This window comes from Caballeronia sp. ATUFL_F1_KS4A (genome assembly GCF_023630905.1).
In the GTDB taxonomy this organism is placed as follows: domain Bacteria; phylum Pseudomonadota; class Gammaproteobacteria; order Burkholderiales; family Burkholderiaceae; genus Caballeronia; species Caballeronia zhejiangensis.
In genome coordinates, this window is the sequence record NZ_JALQEB010000037.1 from 391,837 (window position 1) to 413,951 (window position 22,115).

General features: G+C 61.0%; 15 protein-coding genes and 1 pseudogene. 7 read left to right on the forward strand and 9 right to left on the reverse strand.

Going from position 1 to position 22,115, the window contains the following annotated elements:
• From NCS03_RS25375 to NCS03_RS25395, 5 genes and pseudogenes are all read right to left on the reverse strand, one after another.
• On the reverse strand, nt 1-936 hold the full coding sequence (locus NCS03_RS25375) for an LLM class oxidoreductase (protein WP_250530043.1): 936 nt from the start codon (nt 934-936) through the stop codon (nt 1-3).
• A 128-nt stretch (nt 937-1,064) separates the two neighbouring features.
• Nucleotides 1,065-2,546, reverse strand: coding sequence for a monocarboxylate uptake permease MctP (mctP, locus tag NCS03_RS25380; RefSeq protein WP_008347801.1), 1,482 nt, complete (start codon nt 2,544-2,546; stop codon nt 1,065-1,067).
• On the reverse strand, nt 2,543-2,743 hold the full coding sequence (locus NCS03_RS25385; RefSeq protein WP_309780095.1) for a DUF3311 domain-containing protein: 201 nt from the start codon (nt 2,741-2,743) through the stop codon (nt 2,543-2,545). Before NCS03_RS25385 ends, mctP begins: the two co-directional genes overlap by 4 nt.
• 269 nt (nt 2,744-3,012) lie before the next feature.
• A pseudogene (gene mnmC2 / locus NCS03_RS25390) lies at nt 3,013-3,741 on the reverse strand (tRNA (5-methylaminomethyl-2-thiouridine)(34)-methyltransferase MnmC2); the annotation flags it as partial.
• 3 nt (nt 3,742-3,744) lie between these two features.
• Nucleotides 3,745-4,452: a YceH family protein gene (locus NCS03_RS25395; RefSeq protein ID WP_250457206.1), complete on the reverse strand. Its 708-nt coding sequence runs from the start codon at nt 4,450-4,452 to the stop codon at nt 3,745-3,747.
• 433 nt (nt 4,453-4,885) lie between these two features.
• Between NCS03_RS25395 and NCS03_RS25400 the strand changes: the two genes are divergently transcribed.
• Nucleotides 4,886-6,358: a circularly permuted type 2 ATP-grasp protein gene (locus NCS03_RS25400; protein WP_008347805.1), complete on the forward strand. Its 1,473-nt coding sequence runs from the start codon at nt 4,886-4,888 to the stop codon at nt 6,356-6,358.
• A 60-nt stretch (nt 6,359-6,418) separates the two neighbouring features.
• Nucleotides 6,419-7,414: an alpha-E domain-containing protein gene (locus NCS03_RS25405; RefSeq protein ID WP_250436408.1), complete on the forward strand. Its 996-nt coding sequence runs from the start codon at nt 6,419-6,421 to the stop codon at nt 7,412-7,414.
• A 10-nt stretch (nt 7,415-7,424) separates the two neighbouring features.
• Here the strand turns inward: NCS03_RS25405 and NCS03_RS25410 are convergent, their stop codons facing one another.
• Nucleotides 7,425-8,495, reverse strand: a complete 1,071-nt coding sequence (locus tag NCS03_RS25410) for a zinc-binding metallopeptidase family protein (protein ID WP_250530044.1) — start codon at nt 8,493-8,495, stop codon at nt 7,425-7,427.
• Between the two features lie 165 nt (nt 8,496-8,660).
• Between NCS03_RS25410 and NCS03_RS25415 the strand changes: the two genes are divergently transcribed.
• The 4 genes from NCS03_RS25415 (at nt 8,661) to NCS03_RS25430 (ending at nt 16,743) form a co-directional block, all read left to right on the forward strand.
• Nucleotides 8,661-12,095, forward strand: a complete 3,435-nt coding sequence (locus tag NCS03_RS25415; protein WP_250530045.1) for a transglutaminase family protein — start codon at nt 8,661-8,663, stop codon at nt 12,093-12,095.
• 37 nt (nt 12,096-12,132) lie between these two features.
• Nucleotides 12,133-14,757, forward strand: coding sequence for a circularly permuted type 2 ATP-grasp protein (locus NCS03_RS25420; protein ID WP_250530046.1), 2,625 nt, complete (start codon nt 12,133-12,135; stop codon nt 14,755-14,757).
• Entirely contained in the window at nt 14,754-15,650 is an 897-nt protein-coding gene (locus NCS03_RS25425) for a transglutaminase family protein (RefSeq protein WP_008347810.1), read from the forward strand. Before NCS03_RS25420 ends, NCS03_RS25425 begins: the two co-directional genes overlap by 4 nt.
• A 115-nt stretch (nt 15,651-15,765) precedes the next feature.
• A complete protein-coding gene (locus NCS03_RS25430) occupies nt 15,766-16,743 on the forward strand; it encodes an aldo/keto reductase (RefSeq protein ID WP_250530047.1) in 978 nt (325 codons plus the stop codon).
• Between the two features lie 6 nt (nt 16,744-16,749).
• On the opposite strand, the gene NCS03_RS25435 is transcribed toward NCS03_RS25430, so the two are convergent.
• The 3 genes from NCS03_RS25435 to NCS03_RS25445 form a co-directional block, all read right to left on the reverse strand.
• Nucleotides 16,750-18,306, reverse strand: coding sequence for a phospholipase D family protein (locus NCS03_RS25435; protein WP_250530048.1), 1,557 nt, complete (start codon nt 18,304-18,306; stop codon nt 16,750-16,752).
• 27 nt (nt 18,307-18,333) lie between these two features.
• Nucleotides 18,334-19,674 (reverse strand): TAXI family TRAP transporter solute-binding subunit, encoded by a 1,341-nt coding sequence (locus tag NCS03_RS25440; RefSeq protein ID WP_502801543.1) that lies wholly within the window; start codon nt 19,672-19,674, stop codon nt 18,334-18,336.
• A 171-nt stretch (nt 19,675-19,845) separates the two neighbouring features.
• Nucleotides 19,846-20,901 carry a hypothetical protein gene (locus NCS03_RS25445; protein WP_250530050.1) on the reverse strand — a complete coding sequence of 352 codons (1,056 nt, stop codon included), beginning with the start codon at nt 20,899-20,901 and terminating at the stop codon, nt 19,846-19,848.
• 259 nt (nt 20,902-21,160) lie between these two features.
• On the opposite strand from NCS03_RS25445, the gene NCS03_RS25450 reads away from it, so the two are divergent.
• Complete coding sequence (locus NCS03_RS25450) at nt 21,161-22,114, forward strand: D-2-hydroxyacid dehydrogenase family protein (RefSeq protein ID WP_250530051.1); 954 nt, start codon at nt 21,161-21,163, stop codon at nt 22,112-22,114.
• The last annotated feature ends 1 nt before the right edge of the window (nt 22,115 follow it).

Sequence of the window (22,115 nt, forward strand, 5' to 3'; positions counted from 1 at the left end):
TCAGCAATGAAACTCGGGAAGAACATGTGCGGCGACTTCTTCGATGATATCGCGCGCGGCTCGTCGTTCCGATGTGATGTTGAGCGTCACATGATGCGTTCCGTTCTCGCGCATCTCGCGCAAGAGCGTAACGAGCGCGCGACGTCCCGTGCGATAGCCGAGCGATATGTCGACAGCGGGTTCGTTCGCATCTTCGCTGAGATCGAGCCGCATTGCGACGCCGAATGCACGAAAAGCGCCGGACGTCGCGCGATCGACCGCAGCACGCCACATGCTATATCGCCCGCGCTGAGCTTGCGGCTCGCGATGATAAGTCATCCAGCCAAGCGAATGACGCGCAATCCAGTCGACGCTCTGGCCGCCCGAACCGACGGCGAGCATTGGAATGGAAGTGTTATGGCGAGGCAAAAGATAGAAGTCGGGCGCGCCTCCAGGTGCATGATCGGGGATCACGCGCGAGGGCACGGTGACGGCAGCGGCGAGCGTTTCCCAATGTTGCCTGTACAGATCGCGCCGTGTATCCGGATCGCGGCCGAACGCGGCGTATTCCGGTGGACGATCGCCTGAACCGACGCCCAGTATGAAGCGTTGCCGAGACAGGGCGTCGACGGAGATTGCGCCTTTGGCGACATGAAGGGGATGTCTGAGCGTCAACACGATTGCGCCGCTGATGAGCGCAATGCGTTCCGTGTTCGATGCCAGCGCGCCGAGCAGCACCCAAGGGTCGAGATGTCCGACCGGATCGGGATACTCGATACTATTGAGCGGCACGTCGCGGACCCAGAGCGCACGAAAGCCGAGCCGGTCGGCCAGCCGCGCCAGCGATAGCTGTTCGCTGTAGTCGACGACGCTATCGTTATCGCGCGTGATCGGCAGCGTGATGCCGATAGAGAGCTTGTCTTGCGCGAAAACCGAGTTCGCGATCGAAGACGACATTGGAGTGTTTTCGCTAGCGTTCATGACACGCGTTGCGTCGAGGAAAGGGTCCGACGCTGATGGTATCACTGCCTTGATAAACGATGCCCGGCGCGATAAAGCACCAGGCATCGTTGAAACGCGAGTCTTTAAGCAGCGGGCACTAGGCTGCGCCGAGTGACGATCGATACGACATACGTGACGATGACATTCACGACGAGTGCAATCAGGCCGATATAGACCGGCCACGAAGCATCACCGAGATGGACGACATAAACCGGCTTGAGGCCTTGCGAGATCGCGAGGCCGGTGCCCAGCACGATACCGAACAGCCAACCCAGAAATAGGCCGGGCGTGGTCAATCGGCGCGTATAGAGCGTGAACACGATGGCCGGGAATATCTGCAGAATCCATACGCCGCCGAGCAACTGCAGGTCGATCGCATACTGTGTCGGCAGGAACACGATGAATAGCAACGCGCCGAATTTCACGACGAGCGATACGAGCTTCGCCGTCGATGCTTCAGCCGTGGATGACATGTCAGGCGATACGAGTGGACGCCACAAGTTACGGGTGAACAGATTCGCTGCGCCGATCGACATGATCGCCGCCGGCACGAGTGCGCTGATCGCGATAGCCGCAGCCGCGAAGCCCACGAACCACGAGGGAAACAGCGTGCCGAACAACGCCGGCACGACATCCGATGCCGACTTCACATGCACGCCCGCCGCGATCGCCATATAGCCCAGCAGCGCGATCAAGCCCAGAAGCAGCGTATAGGCTGGCAGGAAGATGGCGTTCTTGCGCACCGTCATCGCGGATGAAGACGAGAGCACGGCCGTCATCGTATGCGGATACATGAATGCGGCAAGCGCGGAGCCGAGCGCGAGCGATGCATAAGCCGTGAATTGTCCCGGCTTGAGAATGATGCCCGTCGGGCCACCTTTCGCCTTGAAGTATTGATCGGCCGAATCGAATACATGCGCGTAACCGCCCAGCTTCAAAGGAATCAGCCATACCGCCGCGATCACGACGATATAGATCATGATGTCCTTCACGAAGGCGATCATCGCGGGGGCGCGCAGGCCGCTCGTATAGGTATAAAGCGCAAGAATCACGAATGCGATGATGAGCGGCAGTTCGCCCGTCACGCCGAGGCCCTTGATGACAACTTGCATGCCGACGAGCTGAAGCGCGATATAGGGCATCGTTGCGACGATGCCCGTGATCGCCACCGCAGCAGGAAACCATTTGCCGCCGTATTCGCCCTGCACGTAATCTGCGCCCGTGATGTGATTTTTCGCATGGGCGATCTTCCACAGCTTGGGCATCACCGCAAACACGAACGGATAGACGATGATCGTATAGGGCAGTGCAAAGAAGCCATACGCGCCGACCGAATACACAAGTGCCGGGACGGCAATCACGGTATAGGCCGTATAGAAATCGCCGCCGACGAGAAACCAAGAAATCAATACGCCGAACTGGCGGCCGCCGAGGCCCCATTCGTGAAGCTGTGTGAGATCGCCTCGCTTCCAGCGTGCGGCGAAGAAGCCGACGACGGTCACGAGCACGAAGAATGCGATGAAGATGGTCATCGCGACCGGATCGACTGGCGTGAGATCGTTCATTTCAGGCCCCTGTGCACGATGTAAAGCAGGAGCGAAGTGAGCGGCACCCACAAGAACTGATACCAATAGAAAAACGGAAAGCCCGCGAAGGACGGCCGTGTGTCGTTATAGAACGGCAGCCAAAGCAGTGCGACGTAGGGTATCAAAAGCGCAACCCAAAGCCATGGGCCACGGGGCGCATCGTTATCGGATTCCAAAGCTATTCTCCTCGTGAATCGGCGCTGATAAGAACTTGCCGGCGCGCGGCCTCCGCGAATGTTCTGCCGATGCGAGTGAGCGCCGCGCCGCGAACGGCTGCGCATTATCCAACTAATTCACTTTTATTGCCGGATGCCTAAGAGACGGAAAGGGCTTGTGCCAATCGATGCTTACGCAAGGCTTTCCGCGTCTGCCGAATTCGACGAATCGCCGATAGCTTTGGTCATTTCATGCCTTCAAAAAGCGCGATCCATGCTTACGAAGTTATGACGCGCGGAGAACTCGCTCGCATGCCGGCGAGCATCGCGCGCTTGCCGCCGAAGCCTGCAAGCTTGCGATATTCGAATCCGCTTTCGATGAGTGCGCGTTTGACAATGCCCGCGCTGGTGAACGTGGCGAAGGTTGCGTCGTCTTTTGCCATGCGCGCCAGCGAAGCGAATATGGCGGGCGTCCACATGTCCGGATTCTTGGCTGGCGCAAAGCCGTCGAGATAGATGGCGTCCGCTGCAACGCCATGATCGGCCAGGCGTGGCAAGAAGTCGGCGGCGTCGCCATAGCCAAGCGTCAACCTGACCGCGCCGGCAACGAACGTTCGCCGATGCACGCCGCCTTCGAGCAGAGGCCATGCGCGAATGAGCGCGTCGGCCAGCGGCGCGATAGCGGCATCGTCGATGATCGCCGCGTGCGCCGCGCGTAGATCGTCTGCGCGGAATGGATGCTTTTCTATCGATACGTATTCGAGCGTCGGCGGCCGATGTGCATCGTCGAGCCACGCGGCCCACGTCGCAAGGAAATTGATGCCCATGCCAAAGCCGGTCTCGAGCACCGTGAAGCGATGCTTGCCGCGCCAGCGCGCGGGCAAGTCATTACCATCGAGAAAGACATGGCGCGCCTGAGCCAGCGCGCCCGCCGCGCTGTGATAGATGTCGTCGTGACGCGGCGAATACGGGGTTCCGTCACGGAACACGAGCGATGCCGGAATCAGCGGCGCTTCCATCGTTCAGGCATCGGGCGACGATTGATCGAGCGTGATGCCCAGTTCGCTTGCCATTTGCTGAACCATTGCGCGCAATTGCGTGACTTCATGAGCAAGGCGCTTTTGCTCGGACTTCAACGCTTCGAATTCGGAAAGGGAATAAGATTCGCCGCCTTGAGTTTCGCGCGAAGGCATATCGCTCAAGCTTACTTCGCCGCAAAGCAGATGCATCCAGCGGCTTTCGCGCTCGCCCGGTGTGCGCGGCAGCTTCACAACACGCGGCGGATCATTCGCGGCGAGTTCATCCAGAAAGCTCTCGACCGATGATATATCCGCGAACGAATGCAGCCGCGCACTGTTCGCGCGCAACTCCGCCGCGGTTTGCGGGCCCCGCAGGAATAGCGTGGCAAGTAGCGCGACTGACTGACTCGGCACGCCGAGCACGCGGTTCACGTTATGTTCGAAGCGCGGCACACGGCTGCTGCTGCCTTCGATGACGAGACTCAGGCGTTTAAGGCCATCGATCGTCGTCAGCACTTCGTCCTCGCTTACGCTCATCACCGGGGCGCGTGCGGTCTTCTGATTGCATCCCGCGGTTAGGGAATTCAACGAAAGAGGATAGGTGTCAGGCACGGTATGCTGTTTCTCGACGAGCACGCCGAGCACGCGGGCTTCAAGCGGCGTGAGTTCGCGCAGTGCGGGACGGGGTGTTGCTTCAGAGGGCGTGTTCATAAGCGTGATTGACGTGCAGTAAGACGCCTATCATACCGGCGCCGTAGGAAGCCTCTGTCATTCGCGCACCTCGATGCAGCATGAAGTTCATCCAACGCACGTGCATTGTCCAGCAGCGATGCGCTGTTTTGGTGCAAAAGATCGCGACGACGGCGTATTCGAAGCGTGCTTTATATAAGGAGGCGAACCGCTTTAATCATTGGCATCGAAGTTGCTTTTTCTGCATCGGCACTGGGCTGCCCGCGCAATCGATGCTTCACACAGCAATGGTGTGACGGATAAGTGAGCATCGCGCTTCGAGGTCGCCTATCGACGTAGCATGCGGTCGGGTACGTCGCGTCTTTCGGGCTCTTCAAGCGTTTGCGAGTGCAACCAGGAATACGAGCAAAGGGGAATCTACGCCCCGGCATGCACTTCATTTGGAAGACCGGCTATGACGCAAGCATTCTTCAACGAGATGTTCGAGCGCAGCGATCTCGAGGCGCGCGGGTTGCCGGCGGTGGCATTTCGCGGCGTGGGTGATCCACGCACGCATTACCGCGATTTCATGGCCTGGCTTTCCGCTCAAAGCGAGCAGCAGATCGATCTCAAACGCGCCGAAGCGGATCTCAACTTCAGGCGTGTCGGCATAACCTTCGCGGTCTACGGAACGAGCGATCTGCCCGGCATCATTCCGGAGCGCACGATTCCATTCGATGTCATTCCGCGCATCTTCCCCGCCGATGAATGGCGCGCGTTGGAGCGCGGCCTGCGGCAGCGCGTGAACGCGCTCAACCGCTTCATCCACGATATCTATCATCAGCAGGACATCATTCGCGCGGGCATCATTCCCGAGGCGCAGATACTCGGCAACGCTCAATATCGTCCCGAGATGCGTGGCGTCGATGTTGCGCGCGATATTTACGCGCACATCGCGGGCATCGATATCGTGCGAGCCGGGCAGGGTGAGTTTTATGTGCTCGAAGATAACTTGCGCGTGCCATCGGGCGTTTCGTACATGCTCGAGAACCGCAAGATGATGATGCGGCTATTTCCCGATCTATTCGCGCGCAATCGCGTGGCGCCGGTGGCGCACTATCCGGACTTGCTGCTCGATACCTTGCGCGCGGCCGCGCCCGCGGCAGTCGAAAATCCGACCATCGTCGTGATGACACCGGGGATGTATAACTCGGCTTATTTCGAGCACGCGTTTCTGGCGCAGCAGATGGGTGTCGAACTCGTCGAAGGGCAGGATCTCTTTGTCGAGAACGATTATCTGTATATGCGTACGACACAAGGGCCGCAGCGCGTCGACGTGATCTATCGCCGCATCGACGATGACTTTCTCGACCCGCTCGTGTTCCGGCCGGATTCCGCGCTCGGCGTGCCGGGTCTGATCGGTGCATACCGCGCGGGTAACGTCTCGTTATGCAACGCGGTGGGGACGGGCATCGCGGACGATAAATCGATCTATCCGTATGTGCCGGACATGGTGCGCTTTTATCTCGGCGAAGAGCCGATTCTCAACAATGTGCCGACGTGGATGTGCCGCAAGCCGGATGATCTGAAGTATGTGCTCGACCATCTTCCCGAACTTGTCGTAAAGGAGACGCATGGCGCGGGCGGTTACGGCATGCTGGTCGGCCCGGCTTCGACCGCGGCGCAGATTGCCGAGTTTCGTGCTGTGCTCGAAGCGCATCCGGAGAAGTACATCGCGCAGCCGACGCTCGCACTTTCCACCTGTCCGACATATGTGGAGACAGGAATCGCGCCGCGTCACATCGATCTGCGTCCGTTCGTGCTATCGGGCACTGAAGTGCGAATGGTGCCGGGAGGCCTGACGCGGGTTGCATTGCGGGAAGGTTCGCTCGTCGTGAATTCATCGCAAGGCGGTGGCACAAAAGATACGTGGGTACTCGAGCGCTGAGGTCAGTCATAAATAAAGCGCTGCGTCACCAAAGACAACGACAAACAACCGGGATCACCCATGCTGAGCCGTACCGCGGATCATCTCTTCTGGATGGCGCGCTATACCGAACGCGCCGAAAACACCGCCCGGATGCTCGATGCGAACTATCAGCTCTCGCTTTTGCCGCAGTCCGATGAGTATGCGGAACTGGGATGGCGCGCGATGTTGTCGATATCGGAATTGAGCGGAATTTATTCAGCCGCGCATCACGGCATGAAAAGCCGCGACGTGATCGACTTCATGGCGCGCGATCTGTCGAATCCTTCGTCCATCGTCAGTTGTTTGCGTGCTGCACGCGAAAATGCGCGGGCCGTGCGCAGTTCGACCAACAGCGAGTTATGGGAATCGCTCAACACGACGTGGCTCGACTGTCAGCGCATGCTTGCCGACGGCATTCTCGAGCGCGAACCCTATACGTTCTTCGAATGGGTGAAGTTCCGCTCGCATCTTTCGCGCGGCGTGCAGCTCGGCACGCTCGTAAAGGACGATGCGTTCTATTTCATGCGTCTCGGCACTTTCATCGAACGGGCGGACAATACAGCGCGCATTCTCGACGTCAAGTTTGAAATGATGGAACAGCGCGCGGATACTTCCGCACAGCCGTTCGATTATCACCATTGGGTGGCGGTGCTCGGTTCGGTATCGGGTTTTGAGGTGTATCGCCGCGTTTATCGCGATGTCATTACGCCCGAACGCGTGGCGGGGCTGCTGATTCTTTATGGCGACTGGCCGCGTTCCCTTGCAGCGAGCATCGCAGAAGTGGAGCAGTTGATCGGCCACGTGACGAAAGGGCGGGATACGGAAGCGGCGAGGCTCGCCGCGCAATTGAGTTCGGAACTGAAGAACGGGCGCATCGTCGACATCCTGAAAGGCGGATTGCACGCTTATCTCGTGGATTTCCTCGCGCGCGTGAACGATCTCGCAGGCCGTGTGAGCCGCGACTTTCTGTTGCCGATCGCGCCGGAACCGCCGATGCAATCGCAAACGCAGTCGCAGTCGCAAAGCAAAGGCTGAGCGCGTGCGTTCAGCGCTTGGCCGCCGCCGCGACGACACGATGCACGAAGCGGAGCTTGTCGATGACAGGCGGCGCGAGCGTGAACGGATAGCCGTCGGGCATGCCGAGGCTGCGATTCAGGCTATTCAGGACATAAGTGAGTGGAAACCAGCGTTTCATGAGGTTATCAAACGTGGTTTCGTCGACGGGCGTCTGATCGGTAAGCGTCGGCTCGTGCGGACTATCGGGCACAAGCACGAGGCCGCACGATACGGCGGTATCGAGCGTGTCGACGATATGCAGATAATGCGCCCAGGTCTCCGCCCAGTCTTCCCACGGATGCATCGTGGCGTAGGCACTGATGAAGTTGTCTTCCCATTGAGCGGGCGGACCTTCCTGGTAATGGCGGTCGAGTGCGGCGGCGTAGTCGGCTTGTTCGTCGCCGAATGCAGTGCGAAACGGTGCGATGCGAGCGGTGTCCGCGATCAGGCGATCAAAGAAGTAGTGCCCGGATTCATGACGGAAATGACCGAGCAAGGTGCGATACGGCTCGTGAAGCGCAGAGCGCGTTTTCTCGCGATGAGCATCGTCAGCTTCAGCGATGTTGAGCGTGATGATGCCGTTGTTATGGCCCGTCATTACGCCATGGCCTTGCGCATCCGCTTCGAGAAACTGGAATTCGAGGCCGCGCTCGGGATCTTCCTGACGCGACCTCACGGGCAGGCCCAACTCGGAAAACGTGTACAGCAGGCGGCGCTTCGCGGCTTCGATGCGATACCAGTAGACGCGGTTTTCCGGATTCGAGAGGTTGGGAATGGTGCTCGTCAATTGGCACGAGCAGCACAGCGGGTCGGTCGGATCGATGTCGGGCGCAGGAACGACCCAGTTGCAGACATTTTCGACCACGTAGTTATGGCACGGCCGATAGAGGAGATCTTTGGCGAGCGGATGCAGGCTGCGCCAGCGACCGTCCCCGTTTTCTTCGAAGGCGCTGATCTGACTGATCTCGGGCACATAGCCGAGCCGCGCGCCGCAGTTTTCGCAATGCGTGTTCTCGAAGAACACGAGCTGGTTGCAGCGATTGCAGTGAAAGGTCTTCATCGTGTGGTCGGCGGAAGTGTTATTGCGCGAGGTTCGGTGTGCGCGCTATCGGCGAAGCAGTCGCAAACATCGTGCCGTAGTCAGAACGTTTTTTCCATGACAAGCAGAAAAACGCGTTGCAGCGCGGCTTGTGTGCGCGGCGTCAATTGAGCAAAGGAGTCCGGTGTGTCCATTCGTGTCGCGTTGAACCATGTCACGCACTATCGCTATGACCGGCTCGTCGGTCTTTCGCCGCAAGTCGTGCGCTTGCGGCCTGCGCCCCATTGCCGGACGCCGATCGTGTCGTATTCGATGCGTGTCGAGCCAGAGGATCATTTCATCAACTGGCAGCAGGACGCGTTCGCGAACTATCAGGCGCGACTGGTTTTCCCCGAGAAAACGCGCGAATTCAAGGTAACGGTCGATCTCGTTGCGGAAATGGCCGTCTATAACCCGTTCGACTTTTTTCTCGAACCGGCCGCCGAAAAGTTTCCATTCAGCTATGCGCCAGAATTGCTGCATGATCTCGCGCCTTACATGGTCAAGCGTGAGCCGACTCCGCGCTTTGCCGCATTTGTCGAAAGTATCGATCGCTCCCCGCGCGCGACGATCGATTTTCTCGTCGAATTGAATCAAAGGCTATCCCACGAGATTCGCTATCTGATCCGCATGGAGCCGGGCGTGCAGACGCCCGAGGAAACGCTTGAAAGCGCGGCGGGTTCGTGCCGGGATTCGGGCTGGCTGCTTGTGGAAACGCTGCGTCATCTCGGGCTGGCGGCGCGCTTCGTATCGGGCTATCTGTTGCAGCTCGCACCGGATACCAAATCGCTCGATGGCCCGAGCGGCACCGAAGTGGACTTCACCGACCTGCATGCGTGGTGCGAAGTGTTCCTGCCTGGAGCGGGCTGGATAGGCTTCGATCCTACTTCCGGCCTGCTCGCCGGCGAAGGACATATTCCGGTCGCGTGCACGCCGGAGCCGGACAGTGCGGCACCGGTCTCTGGCGCGATTGACAAATGCGAAGTCGAATTCGTTCATGCGATGTCGATCGAGCGCGTGCTCGAAACGCCGCGCGTGACGAAGCCTTATAGCGAGGAAGACTGGAACGCGGTGCTGCGTATGGGCGAGCAGGTGGATGCGCGATTGAATGCATCCGATGTGCGTCTCACCATGGGTGGCGAGCCGACTTATGTTTCGGTTCGCGATCGCGATGAACCGGAATGGAACACCGATGCGCTGGGCCCGACGAAGCGCGCCTACGCCGTTTCGCTGATGGACAAGCTGCGCGCGCAGTACGGCGCGGGCGGCTTCCTGCACATCGGACAGGGCAAGTGGTATCCGGGCGAGCAATTGCCGCGCTGGGCGCTGTCGCTTTTCTGGCGCGCGGATGGCGAACCGTGCTGGCACGATCCGTCGCTTTTTGCGGACGAACGTCAACCGGCGTCGTACACATCGGATGACGCCGCGCGCTTCATTCGTAATCTCGCTGGCAAGCTGTCTTTGGATTCAAAATACATTCAACCCGCGTACGAGGATACGTGGTACTACCTGTGGCGCGAACGCCGCTTGCCGGTGAACGTCGATCCTTTCGACTCGCGTCTGGACGACGAACTCGAGCGCGCGCGGCTGCGGCGTGTGTTCGATGCAGGACTTCCGTCGATTACGGGCTACGCGCTGCCGATTTCGCGCGAAGACGCCCCCACGATGCAGCCGGGCCGCTGGACCAGCGGTCCGTGGTTCTTCCGCGACGAACGCATGTACCTGATTCCGGGCGATTCGCCGATGGGCTACCGCTTGCCGCTCGACTCGCTGCCGTGGGTTTCGGAAGGCGATTATCCGTGGCAGCACGCGCACGATCCGTTCGCGCCGTCGACGCCATTGCGCACCGCGACTGAATTACGCATGCAATATGCGGATTTGGATAATGAATCGCGCATGCAAAATGCCGATGCGGTGGGAACGCGGCATGCAATGGCAACGGGTCCGTCGCGGGAGCGCGTCCCGCAACGCGGCGAGTCGGCTGGCTGGATCGCGCGGACCGCTGTGTGCGTGGAAGCGCGTGACCCCGCGCGCGCGGCCGGTCCGAAAGCGGAAGCCGACGCCCTCGAAAAGCTCGGCAACGGCAACAAGCTGATGCATGTCTTCATGCCGCCGCTCACCGAACTCGACGACTATCTCGATCTGCTTGCGGCCATCGAAGCCACGGCTTCCGATCTGAAGATTCCGGTCATTGTCGAAGGCTATCCGCCGCCGCGCGATGCGCGTCTCAAGATGCTCCAGGTGACGCCGGATCCGGGCGTGATCGAGGTGAACATTCATCCGGCTGCGAACTGGAACGATCTTGTCGAACACACGGAGTTCTTGTACAACGCGGCGCACGAGTCGTATTTAAGCCCCGAGAAATTCATGCTCGATGGCCGGCACACCGGCACCGGCGGCGGCAATCACTTCGTGCTTGGCGGTGCGACACCCGCCGACAGTCCATTCCTTCGTCGCCCCGATCTGCTTGCGAGCCTGATCGCGTACTGGCATAACCATCCATCGCTGTCGATGCTGTTTTCAGGGCTTTTTATCGGTCCGACGAGTCAGGCGCCGCGCGTCGACGAAGCACGCAACGATCAGGTCTATGAACTCGAGATCGCATTCGCCGAACTGCAAAGACAACTCGATATGCTCGGCGGACGCGGCAATGCCACTGTGCCGCCGTGGCTTATCGACCGCATTTTGCGCAACATCCTGATCGACGTAACGGGCAACACGCACCGCGCGGAGTTTTGCATCGACAAGCTGTATTCGCCCGACGGACCCACTGGCCGGCTCGGCCTGCTCGAACTGCGCGGCTTCGAAATGCCGCCGCACGCGCGCATGAGTCTCGTGCAACAACTGTTGTTGCGCGCGCTCGTTGCACGATTTTGGAACGCCCCCTATACCGCGCGACTCACGCGCTGGGGCACCGAACTGCATGACCGGTTCATGCTCGGCACTTTCGTGCAAATGGATTTCGACGACGTGCTCAGCGAGTTGCGCGAAGCGGGCTTCGCATTCGAGCGAAGCTGGTTCGCGCCGCATTTCGAGTTCCGCTTCCCACTCGTCGGCGCATACGATACGAACGGCATCGCGCTCACGATCCGCAATGCACTCGAACCGTGGCACGTCATGGGCGAAGAGGGCGCGATCGGCGGCACGGTGCGTTTCGTCGATTCATCCGTCGAACGTCTCGAAGTGCGCGTGCTCGGCCTGAATGGCAATCGGCATGTCGTAACTGTCAATGGCGAGACGCTGCCGCTGCAACCTACAGGGCGCGTAAGCGAATACGTGGCCGGCGTGCGCTTTCGCGCGTGGTCGCAAGCCGCATCCCTGCATCCGACCATCGACGTACATGCGCCGCTTACCTTCGATATCGTCGATACATGGACCGGACGCGCGATCGGCGGATGTCAGTACCACGTCGCGCATCCGGGCGGACGCAACTATCAAACCTTCCCGGTCAACGCCTATGAAGCCGAAAGCCGCAGGCGCGCACGCTTCTTCGCGACAGGACACACGCCCGGTGCGATGCGTGTCGAAGCCCGCGAACGCAGCCTCGAATTCCCGTTCACGCTCGACCTGCGCTATCGTTGAAGTGCAATCATCATTCGAATAAAGAACAGAGACGACATTGGCCTATCAATCGACCTTGCCTTTCGACATCGCCTCGGCCCGCATCGATGCGCTCGCGCTGCTGCGCACGCTGCCCGCGCGCGAAGGGCATTGGGACGAATTGCGCGACGCGGCAGGCCAGTTGCGTGAGCCCTGGCGTCAGTTTTTCGAATTGCTCGGCGAGCAGGGCGTCGAGCGGCTCGACGATGGCGTCGCCGCCGTCGCGCAGCAGGTGCGCGACAACGACATCACGTACAACGTGTATGCCGATAACGGCAAGCCGCGTGCGTGGTCGCTCGATCTCCTGCCGCTCATCATCGATGAAGAAGAGTGGGCGCTGATCGAGCGCGGCGTTGCGCAACGCGCGCGCTTGATGGAAGCGATTGTCGCGGATGTCTATGGTCCGCAGTCATTGCTGCATCGCGGCCTGCTGCCGGGCGCGCTCGTCTTCGGGCATCCCGGCTACTTGCGCGCGGTGAAGGGTTTCATGCCACCGTGCGGCCGCTTTCTGCAGATCGTCGCTGTCGATCTCGCGCGCGCGCCATCCGGCTCGTGGACGGTCATCGCGCATCGCACCGAAGTGCCTTCCGGTTTGGGTTATGCGCTCGAAAACAGATTGATCGTATCGAGCCTCTTCGCCGATCCCTTTCGCGCGATGCATGTGAGCCGTCTCGCGGCGACCTATTCGCAACTCATCGCGACGATCGCGCAAGCGGCTCGCGCGACGATGCACGATGACGACGACGGCCGCAGCGATGCATCGAACGATGCGCCGCATATCGCGTTGCTGAGTCCCGGCCCATTCAGCGAGACTTACTTCGAGCATGTGTTTCTCGCGCGATATCTGGGCGTGACGCTCGTCGAAGGCAAGGACCTCACGGTGCGGCACGACAAGCTCTATCTGAAGACGCTTGCCGGCCTGTCGCGCGTGCACGCAGTGATACGGCGTCTTGACGATGCATTCTGCGATCCCGTCGAATTGCGCGCGGACTCCACCATCGGCGTGCCCGGCTTGCTGCAGGTCATGCGTGCGGGGAATGTGATGGTGTCGAACGTGCCGGGCGCGGGCTTCACGGAATCCCCCGCGCTCAACGCGTTTTTGCCGGGCATTGCGCAAGCCTTGCTGGATGAAACTCTGGAATTGCCGACGGTGCCGACATGGTGGTGCGGCGAAGAAGCCGCGCGGTCCGAAGTATTCGAGCGCCTCGATCACGCGCTCATCGCGCCGACATGGCCTGGCGCGCAGGCCGATCACGCACCGGGCATCGATGCGGGCGTGCAGGCGCTTTCGGCATGGCGCGAACGCATCGAACGCGCGCCGGATGTCTTCACGGTGCAGGAGAATCTGCCGTTCTCCACGGCGCCGCGCTTTCATGATGGCGCGCTCGGCTCGCGTCCATGCGTGCTGCGCGCCTATGCGATCGCCAACATCGACGGAAGCTGGAGCGTGATGCCAGGCGGCTTCACGCGGCTCGCGGCCGACAAGCGCGCGACCGTGTCCATGCAGTTCGGCGGCAGCAGCGTCGATACATGGGTGATGTCGAGCCAGCCCGGTAGCGCCGTGTCGTTGCAACCGACGCCGATGAAGCCGGGCGAGCTGCGCAAGCATCGCATCGTGTCGAGCCGAGCCGCGGAGAATCTTTTCTGGGGGGGTCGTTATGGCGAGCGCGCGGAAAACAACGTGCGCTTGTGCCGCCTTCTGCTCGGCATGCTCGATGGCAACGATGCTGAAGAACTCTTTCCGACGCTCACTGAACTCGCATCGCAATGCGGACTCATCCCATCGGGCGAAACGCTCGCGCGCAGCACGCCGCAAGCGTTCGAACGTGTGCTCGTCGCGGGCTTGCCGGAATCGAGCAAAGCGACGAGCATCGGCGACAATCTCGCGGATCAGGCGCGCGCATGTGGCGAAATTCGCGACCGGCTTTCGACGGACCACTGGCGCACGATCCTCGCATCGCGCAACGACTTTCGTGATGCGCTCGCGCGTCTCTCGCCGAGCGATAAGGCAGATGAAGGCACGGTTCGCATCGGCCGCGATTACGATCGCGTGATGCTCGCAGGTGCGCTCGAACATCTTGCGACGCAATTGTCCGCAATCAGCGGCGCGCAAGGCGATCGCATGACGCGTGATGAAGCATGGCGGCTGCTCTTCATCGGAAGACATATCGAACGCGTATCGACGATGGCTACGATCCTGCATGTCGTCGCCGAGCGGGGCACGCTCGCGTCGCCCGCGGGCTTCGATCTTCTCTTGCAACTCTTCGACAGCACGCTCACGTATCGCTCGCTTTATCCGGGAAGACTCGAAGTGCCGGCGTTGATCGATCTCATCGTCGTCGATCAAACCAATCCGCGCGGACTCTATGGGGTGTACTCGCGCTTGCGTACGAAGCTCGATGAGATCGCTGCCGCAGCCGGTGGCGCACGCCGCGCACAAGCGACACGTTTCGCTGATCTTCTCGTTCACGCCGATGCGTTGCCCGATCTCACCGCGCTTTGCGAAACGCGGGCCGATGGCCGTCACGATGCGCTGATCGCGGTATGCGACCGGCTCGTTGCGTCGGTCAGCGCGGCATCGAACGAAGTCAGCGCGCGCTACTTCAGTCACGCGAATACGCTTGCCGCACAGGTGTCGTCATGAGCCTTGGCCTGAACGATACCGTGCTCGCGGTCACGCATCGGACCACCTATCGATACTCGACGCCCGTCGAAATCGCGCAGCACCTGGCGACGATCCGTCCGCTGCATTGCCCCTGGCAGCAGGTTATCTCGCATACCGAGCGCATCGATCCGGTACCGTCTTATGTGCATAGCCGCGTCGATGCATTCGGCAATGACGTGTTGTACTTCTCGCTCGATGCGCCGCACGAACGGCTTTCGATGACGAGCGAAACCACGGTCCGGCTTACGCCGCGCTGGGATGCGCTCGATGCCGAAGCGACGCCGCCTTGGGAAGATGTCGCGGATCGCTTGCGCTACAGCGCGAGTGGTTCGTTCTATCCGGAAAGCGAATTCTGTTATGCGTCGCCCAATATCTCGCTCGATCATGCATTGCGCGCGTATGCGCAAGCGAGCTTCGATAAGGGCACGCCGCTCGTCGCGGGCGCCATCGATCTGATGCATCGCATTCATGCGGACTTCGACTACAAACCGTCTGCGACTGCGTTCGATACGCCCGCATCGCGTGCGTTCGAATTGCGTCATGGCGTGTGTCAGGACTTCTCGCAAGTGATGATCGGCTGCCTGCGTGCGCTTGGATTGCCTGCTCGTTATGTGAGCGGCTATCTGCGCAACGATCCGCCGCCGGGGCACCCGAGGTTGATCGGCGCCGATGCTTCGCATGCGTGGGTGTCGGTGCATTGTCCGCAAAGCGGATGGATCGACCTCGATCCGACCAATGATGTGCTCGCGGACCTCGACCATGTGACGCTCGCGACGGGGCGCGATTACAGCGATGTGTCGTTGCTGCGCGGGATGATTCTCGGCGGAGGCGCGCACCATGTGGATGTGGCGGTGAATGTGCTGGCGTTATAAGGTGCATGTCCATGCAAAGAAAGCACGCGATCCCATACTGCGTTAATGTTTAGGGCTTTCGTCGCCATGCGCAGGCTTTAGCGCATGCCTTTCGCTTTGCAAGGAGATTCGCACGATGGAATACGTGAAACTGGGCTCGACCGGTCTCGAGGTGTCGCGGCTCTGTCTTGGTTGCATGACCTACGGCGCGCCCGATCGTGGCACGCATCCCTGGACGCTCGATGAGGAAAAGAGCCGTCCGCTCATCAAGGAAGCATTGGACGCGGGCATCAATTTCTTCGACACGGCCAATACTTACTCGGACGGCACGTCGGAGGAAATCGTCGGACGTGCGCTGCGCGATTTCACGAAGCGCGACGACATCGTCATCGCGACGAAGGTATTCAATCGCATGCGTCCGGGTCCGAATGGCGCGGGGCTCTCGCGCAAGGCGATCTTCAACGAAATCGATAACAGCCTGAAGCGGCTCGGGACCGATTACGTCGATCTCTATCAGATTCATCGATGGGATTACACGACGCCGATCGAGGAAACACTCGAAGCACTACATGATGTCGTGAAGGCGGGCAAGGCGCGTTATATCGGCGCATCGTCGATGTATGCGTGGCAGTTCAGCAAAGCGCTCTATACCTCTCGCGCGAACGGATGGACCGAGTTCAAAACGATGCAGAATCATTTGAATCTGCTGTATCGCGAGGAAGAGCGCGAGATGATGCCGCTTTGCAGGGATCAGGGCATCGGCGTGTTGCCCTGGAGCCCGCTTGCGCGCGGCCGTCTCACGCGCGAATGGGACGCGACGAGCGCGCGTCAGGAATCGGATACCTTCGGCAGCACGCTGTATCGCACCGACGATGCCGATCGCGCGGTCGTCGAAGCCGTGGCTGCAGTCGCGAAGGCGCGCGGGGTGCCGCGTGCGCAAGTGGCGCTCGCGTGGGTTGCGCAGAAGGCGCCAGTGACCGCGCCGATCATCGGTGCATCGAAACCGGGACATGTGAGCGATGCGGTCGCGGCCTTATCGCTGAATCTCACGGCGGACGAGATCGCGCAACTCGAAGCACCGTATGTGCCGCATGCCGTGTCCGGTTTCAAATGACGCGAATCATAACTGCGATTCGATCGGCAAGATCCCGAGCATCCAGATCCCTGCGCGTTTGAGCGCGGACACGTCCGGCTCGCTATCGAGTTCGGTCGTGTTGCCGTTTGCGTCGGTGTCGATCCACACCATGCGTTTGCTGCCGTTGCCGTCATCGTGCAATTCGACGCGCCACGCAATGCGATCGATGTTCGTGCCGATGCCGTCAGCCACATACTCGGCCGCATCCGCGCTTTCGCAATAGACGCCGATTTCCGTGTTCAACTCAACGGAACGCGGATCGAGATTCATCGAGCCGATGAAGATGCGCTTGCGATCAAACACATATGTCTTCGCATGGAGCGACGCCTTCGACGATCCGAATGTCGTTTTCTTCGCGGTCTTGTCGGCGTCGCTCGATGCAACGGGCTTCAGCTCATATAGCCTCACGCCGGCTTCGAGCATATCCTTTCGATAGCGCTGATAGCCCGCATGCACCGCGGCGACATCGGTGGCGGCGAGAGAATTCGTGAGCACGGTGACACGCACGCCACGCGATGTCATCGATTGCAGCCATCGCACGCCTTCCTTGCGCGGGACGAAGTATGGCGACACGATCAGCATTTCCTGCGCGGGTTCGAAATCCAACGCCTTGAATTGCGACATCAGATGGCCTTCGCTGTCGCCGGGCGCGCGCGTGATCTTTGCGGGATCGTCATACAGAAGCGTGGCCTTGCCCCACGAAAAAGCCGTGTCGTGCGCCTCGATAACTTTGGTGTAACGCTCGCGAACTTGCGCGACATAGGGCGAACTCTGTTCCGACAACAAATACGTGTCGAGCTTCTGGCGATAACCGGCGAGCGCGCCGGGGTCGGCGTGACGTCGCATCAGGTTATCGATCGGATAGGCTGCATCCGAGTTCCAGTACAGGTCGAATGCGCTCGATACGTCGCGCACGACGGGGCCATGCACGAGCACATCGAGATCGCCGAACGCGACCGTGCTCGACGCGCCGAAATATTCGTCGCCGATATTCCGTCCGCCGAGAATCGCGGCCTGGTTATCGGCGATGAGCGCCTTGTTATGCATCCGCCGATTCACGCGAAAGAACTCGATCGCGGAGCCTAGCTTCTTGAACGTGCGATTCGATACGGGATTGAAAAGCCGCACCTGCACGTTCGGATGCGAAGCGAGCGCGAGCAGGAACTGATCGTCCGCATTGGTGCCGAGGTCGTCGAGCAGGAGGCGCACGCGCACGCCGCGATCGGCGGCGCGCATGATCGATGCGGCCATTTCGCGGCCAGTCAAATCGTCGTGCCAGATGTAGTACTGGAGGTCGAGCGTGCGCTCCGCGGCTTCACTCAGAATCACGCGCGCGATGAGCGCGTCCATGCCGTTCGCTAGCAAATGAAACGCATTGTCGCCGGGATGCGCCGCTTCGCTCGCTGCGAAGGTCGTGCCGAGGCGCGTGTTCGCGGTGTCGGCCAGTGCATGCGTTTGCACGCGTCCTGTCTGCGGCGGAAGGCTCGCGCATGCGCTCATCAACAGTGTCAAAGCAAAGGCGATCCAAGTGCGAAGTTTCATTGCGTGACCTCAATTACGGAGTCCGTACTATGCCATGTTCTTTTCCTTCCGCGAATTTTCGTTCAAACGCGCGCGCACGAAGCTGACATGCTCGCGCAGCACATAGAGTGCATCGGCGTAGGCGAGCGGCAGCTTGAGCGTATCGAGAGATTCCTCGATGTAATCGAGTTCGATGACGAGCGCCCGCCGTTCGTCTTCGCTGGTGACGCGCATCGCGCCGCGTTCCACCGCGATCAGCGCACCGTAGTAGCGATAGATGCGCGAGCGCACGCGCCAGCGATACAGCGCGGGCACGAGCCGCAGCGCAGGAAAGATGAGCACGGCGACCGGGAGCAACAGCACAAGGGCGCGGTCCGCGATATTCGCGAGCCAGAACGGCAGCGTGCGATAGAGGAAGCTCTTGCCCGAGCGGTAATAGCGGCTCGCGTCTTCGCTGATCGGATACTCATGCGCGACGGAACTCGGAAATTGCCCCGCGCGTTGCAGCAGACCGGCAGAGCCGTGCACTTCCTGCGCGGCTTCGATGAGCAAGTCCGATAGCGCCGGATGCAGGCTTGGCCGCGCGACGAGTTCGACCGTGGGGCTGATCAGATGCACGGTCTCCGGCGGGATGCGGCGGCCGAGATCGAGCACACCGGGCGGCAATTCGATATCGTCGAGATAGGGAAAAAGACGCGTATAGGCGCCCGATTCCTTGAAGTCCATCACCGAGATGCCGGGCACGCGCAAGAGGCGCAACATCAGGCCGCGCGTTGCGGAATCGCCGGAGAGAAACACTGCGTCGGCCTCGTTGCTGACGAGTTGCGTCGCGGCTTGCAGGCCGTCGCTCGGAAGAAGCTGCGTGTCGCCGCCAGGATAGATGCCGTTCGCTTCCAGCAGCTTGAGCGACAGCGTGCGCGTGCCGCTGCCTTCGCGGCCTATCGCGATGCGCTTGCCTTCCAGTTGCGAGAGGAGGGTGAGACCCTTGCCTCGATAGAACACGACAAGCGGCACATACGACACGCTGCCGAGCGACATCAGTTGCGATGCCTGTTCCTTCGTCGCGATCCCGCCTTGCACGAGCGCGAGGTCGACGTGCTGCTTCGGATCGAGCAAGCGTTCGAGATTTTGCACGGAGCCATCCGAAGGCAGCACCTTCAGCGTGATGCCGTTACGCGCGAGCAGTTTCGCGTATTCCTGCGAGATGACGTAGAACGAGCTGTCGGATTGACCCGCGCTCATCGTGATGGTTTTGGGCGGCGCCGGATCGACGAGCCAGTAGACGAGCGCGACGACGATCGCAATGACCAGCAAGACAGGACCGGCCGTCCATGTAATGTCATGCAGGACGCCTTTCGCATGATCGCGAGGCAGATGCGGGCGTTTCATGCGATGCCTCGTCATGAGCGTGCGTTCGTGACTGCTTGCGTGACTGGAAAGACATCGAGCATGTCGTGCCTATGTCGGAAGCGGCGTTGCTTCGCAGTGTAACGCGCGGCGCGGTCAAAACGACAAGGCCGGCTCGCATGCGGCCGGCCTTCGCTTTCAATCGATCCTCGATCAAGCCCAGTGTGCGGGAATCCAGAACCTGCCGACCCAGTGGCCCGGAATCAGGACCGCGCGATGCGGGACCACGTAGACGGTCTTCGCGGGCGGCGCGACATACACCGTCCTGACCGGAGCCGGCGCGGGCGCGACGTACACGGTCTTGGCCGGCGGCGGTGTGACGACCACCGTCTTGGCGGGCGGCGGCGGAGGCGGCGTGACGACGACCGTCGACGAAGCCGGGGGCGGTGCGACCACCACGGTCGTCGCAGGCGGCGGGGGCGGCGGCACGATCACGGGCGCAGCGACGACGGTTGTTCCGGTGACGACCGGCGCCGTCGCGACCACCGTCGTGCTCGACGTCACCGTGCCGCCGCCGACTACCGTCGTGCTATGCGACCCGTTCGAGACCGTCGCGGTGCCCGACGTCGTGACCACGCCCGGCGCGACGCTCGTCGCGCTGCCTGAATGCGTGACGGTGCCGCCGTTGGCCGTGTTGACCGTGCCCGAGCGATTGCAGGTGTAGCCCGCGCAATTCGTCGATGCTGAGTGCGTCGACGTGTTGCCGTTCGGTCCCGTCACCGATCCCGATGACGAGTATTGGCCGGGCGCAGTACGCGTCACGGTATCGCTGCCGGTGGCGGTCTTGCCGTTTGGGCCGGTCGCGCTGCCGGTGTGCGAGCAACTGCCGCCCGCGCAGCTCGTGTCGCCCGCATGTTGCACCGAGCGGCCGTTCGGGCCGTATGCGGTGCCGGAGTTGGAGAACTGGCCCGGCGCGGTACGCGTAACGGTTCCGGAGTTGGTGCCGACGCGGCCCCATGGATTCTCGACGCCGCCCGCATGCGAGCAACTGCCGCCGCCGCACGAGCCGACGTGCGCGCCCTGGTATTCGCCGCGACCGGTGTAGGCCGTGCCGCCACGCGCCCAGCCCGCGAAGGCGGAGCTGCTGCACAGCGTAAGCGCGGCGGCCGCCGCGACGACGAGCAACTTGCGCACGCGGCGCTTGCTTGAGGGCGCGTCGGAGGCGAACGCAACGTGGGCGTTTGAAGCGAAAGTCGATCTGTTTTTCACGGGATGTCCTTCTCGGTTCTTTAGGCCACGTTGCGTTTCGAGTGGCGACGGAAGTGACTATAGAGAAGCGGCCTTGCGAAGTCCCGCGGTAACTTGTTTCACGCCATGTCATGGCTGATGGCATCGTGCTATGCCTTATGGCACGGGCTTTTGCAGCATTTCCAATAACTTTGCGAAGTCCGCGCGCAACACGATTTCGCGCATTGCGTCACACTTGCTGCTGCCGTCCGGCTTAATCGTCATAACAATCGAAATCATCATGGCCACATCTACTCCGATCCAAGTCGCCGTTCTCGACGATTATCAGAACATCGCGCTCTCGATGGCCGACTGGTCGCCGCTCGAGGCTCGCGCTGAAATTACCGTGTTCAACGATCACATCGCGGAGCGCGACGCGTTGCTCGAACGTCTGCGTCCCTTCGATGTTGTCTGCGCGATGCGCGAACGCACGCCGTTCTCGCGCGACATCATCGAGAGCCTGCCTAACCTTAAGCTGATTGCATCGACGGGCGCGGCGAATGCATCGATCGATCTCGATGCCGCATCCGAACGCGGCGTCGAAGTGCGGCATACGGGCTATACGTCCACACCGACGATCGAATTCACGTGGGCGCTCATTCTCTCGATGATGCGCAACATCCCCGCCGAGAATCGCTCGCTCAAGGAGGGCGGCTGGCAGATTGCGCTCGGCACCGAACTCGCGGGCAAGACGCTCGGCTTGCTCGGTCTCGGTCGCGTGGGGTCGGCCGTCGGCGTGATCGGCCGCGCCTTTCGCATGAACGTGATCGCGTGGAGCCAGAACCTCACACGTGAGCGCGCGGAAGAAAAGGGCGTGCAACTAGTGGACAAGGACACGCTCTTCAAGACCTCCGACGTGCTCTCGATTCATGTTCGCCTCAGCGAGCGCACGCATCATCTCGTCGGTGCGCGGGAATTTGCGCAGATGAAGCCGACGAGCCGCATCGTCAACACGTCGCGCGGACCGATCGTCGATAGCGCCGCGCTCGTCGATGCGTTGAAGTCGGGCAAGCTCGCGGGCGCGGCAATCGACGTCTACGATGAAGAGCCGCTAGCTGCGAACGACGTGCTGCGTTCACTGCCGAACGTGCTCGCGACGCCGCATATCGGCTATGTGGCGGAAGAGTTGTATCGCACGTTTTATGGCGATACGGTGCGCAATATCGTCGAATGGCTCGATGCGCGTCAGGGTTGAA

Excerpts from the sequence above, each read along its gene's own strand:
- NCS03_RS25375 (WP_250530043.1), bottom strand. The coding sequence starts at position 936 with ATGTCGTCTTCGATCGCGAACTCGGTTTTCGCGCAAGACAAGCTCTCT.
- NCS03_RS25425 (WP_008347810.1), top strand. The coding sequence starts at position 14,754 with ATGAGCCTTGGCCTGAACGATACCGTGCTCGCGGTCACGCATCGGACC.
- NCS03_RS25405 (WP_250436408.1), top strand. The coding sequence starts at position 6,419 with ATGCTGAGCCGTACCGCGGATCATCTCTTCTGGATGGCGCGCTATACC.
- NCS03_RS25410 (WP_250530044.1), bottom strand. The coding sequence starts at position 8,495 with ATGAAGACCTTTCACTGCAATCGCTGCAACCAGCTCGTGTTCTTCGAG.
- NCS03_RS25400 (WP_008347805.1), top strand. The coding sequence starts at position 4,886 with ATGACGCAAGCATTCTTCAACGAGATGTTCGAGCGCAGCGATCTCGAG.
- NCS03_RS25450 (WP_250530051.1), top strand. The coding sequence starts at position 21,161 with ATGGCCACATCTACTCCGATCCAAGTCGCCGTTCTCGACGATTATCAG.
- mctP (WP_008347801.1), bottom strand. The coding sequence starts at position 2,546 with ATGAACGATCTCACGCCAGTCGATCCGGTCGCGATGACCATCTTCATC.
- NCS03_RS25440 (WP_502801543.1), bottom strand. The coding sequence starts at position 19,674 with ATGAAACGCCCGCATCTGCCTCGCGATCATGCGAAAGGCGTCCTGCAT.
- NCS03_RS25430 (WP_250530047.1), top strand. The coding sequence starts at position 15,766 with ATGGAATACGTGAAACTGGGCTCGACCGGTCTCGAGGTGTCGCGGCTC.
- NCS03_RS25435 (WP_250530048.1), bottom strand. The coding sequence starts at position 18,306 with ATGAAACTTCGCACTTGGATCGCCTTTGCTTTGACACTGTTGATGAGC.
- NCS03_RS25395 (WP_250457206.1), bottom strand. The coding sequence starts at position 4,452 with ATGAACACGCCCTCTGAAGCAACACCCCGTCCCGCACTGCGCGAACTC.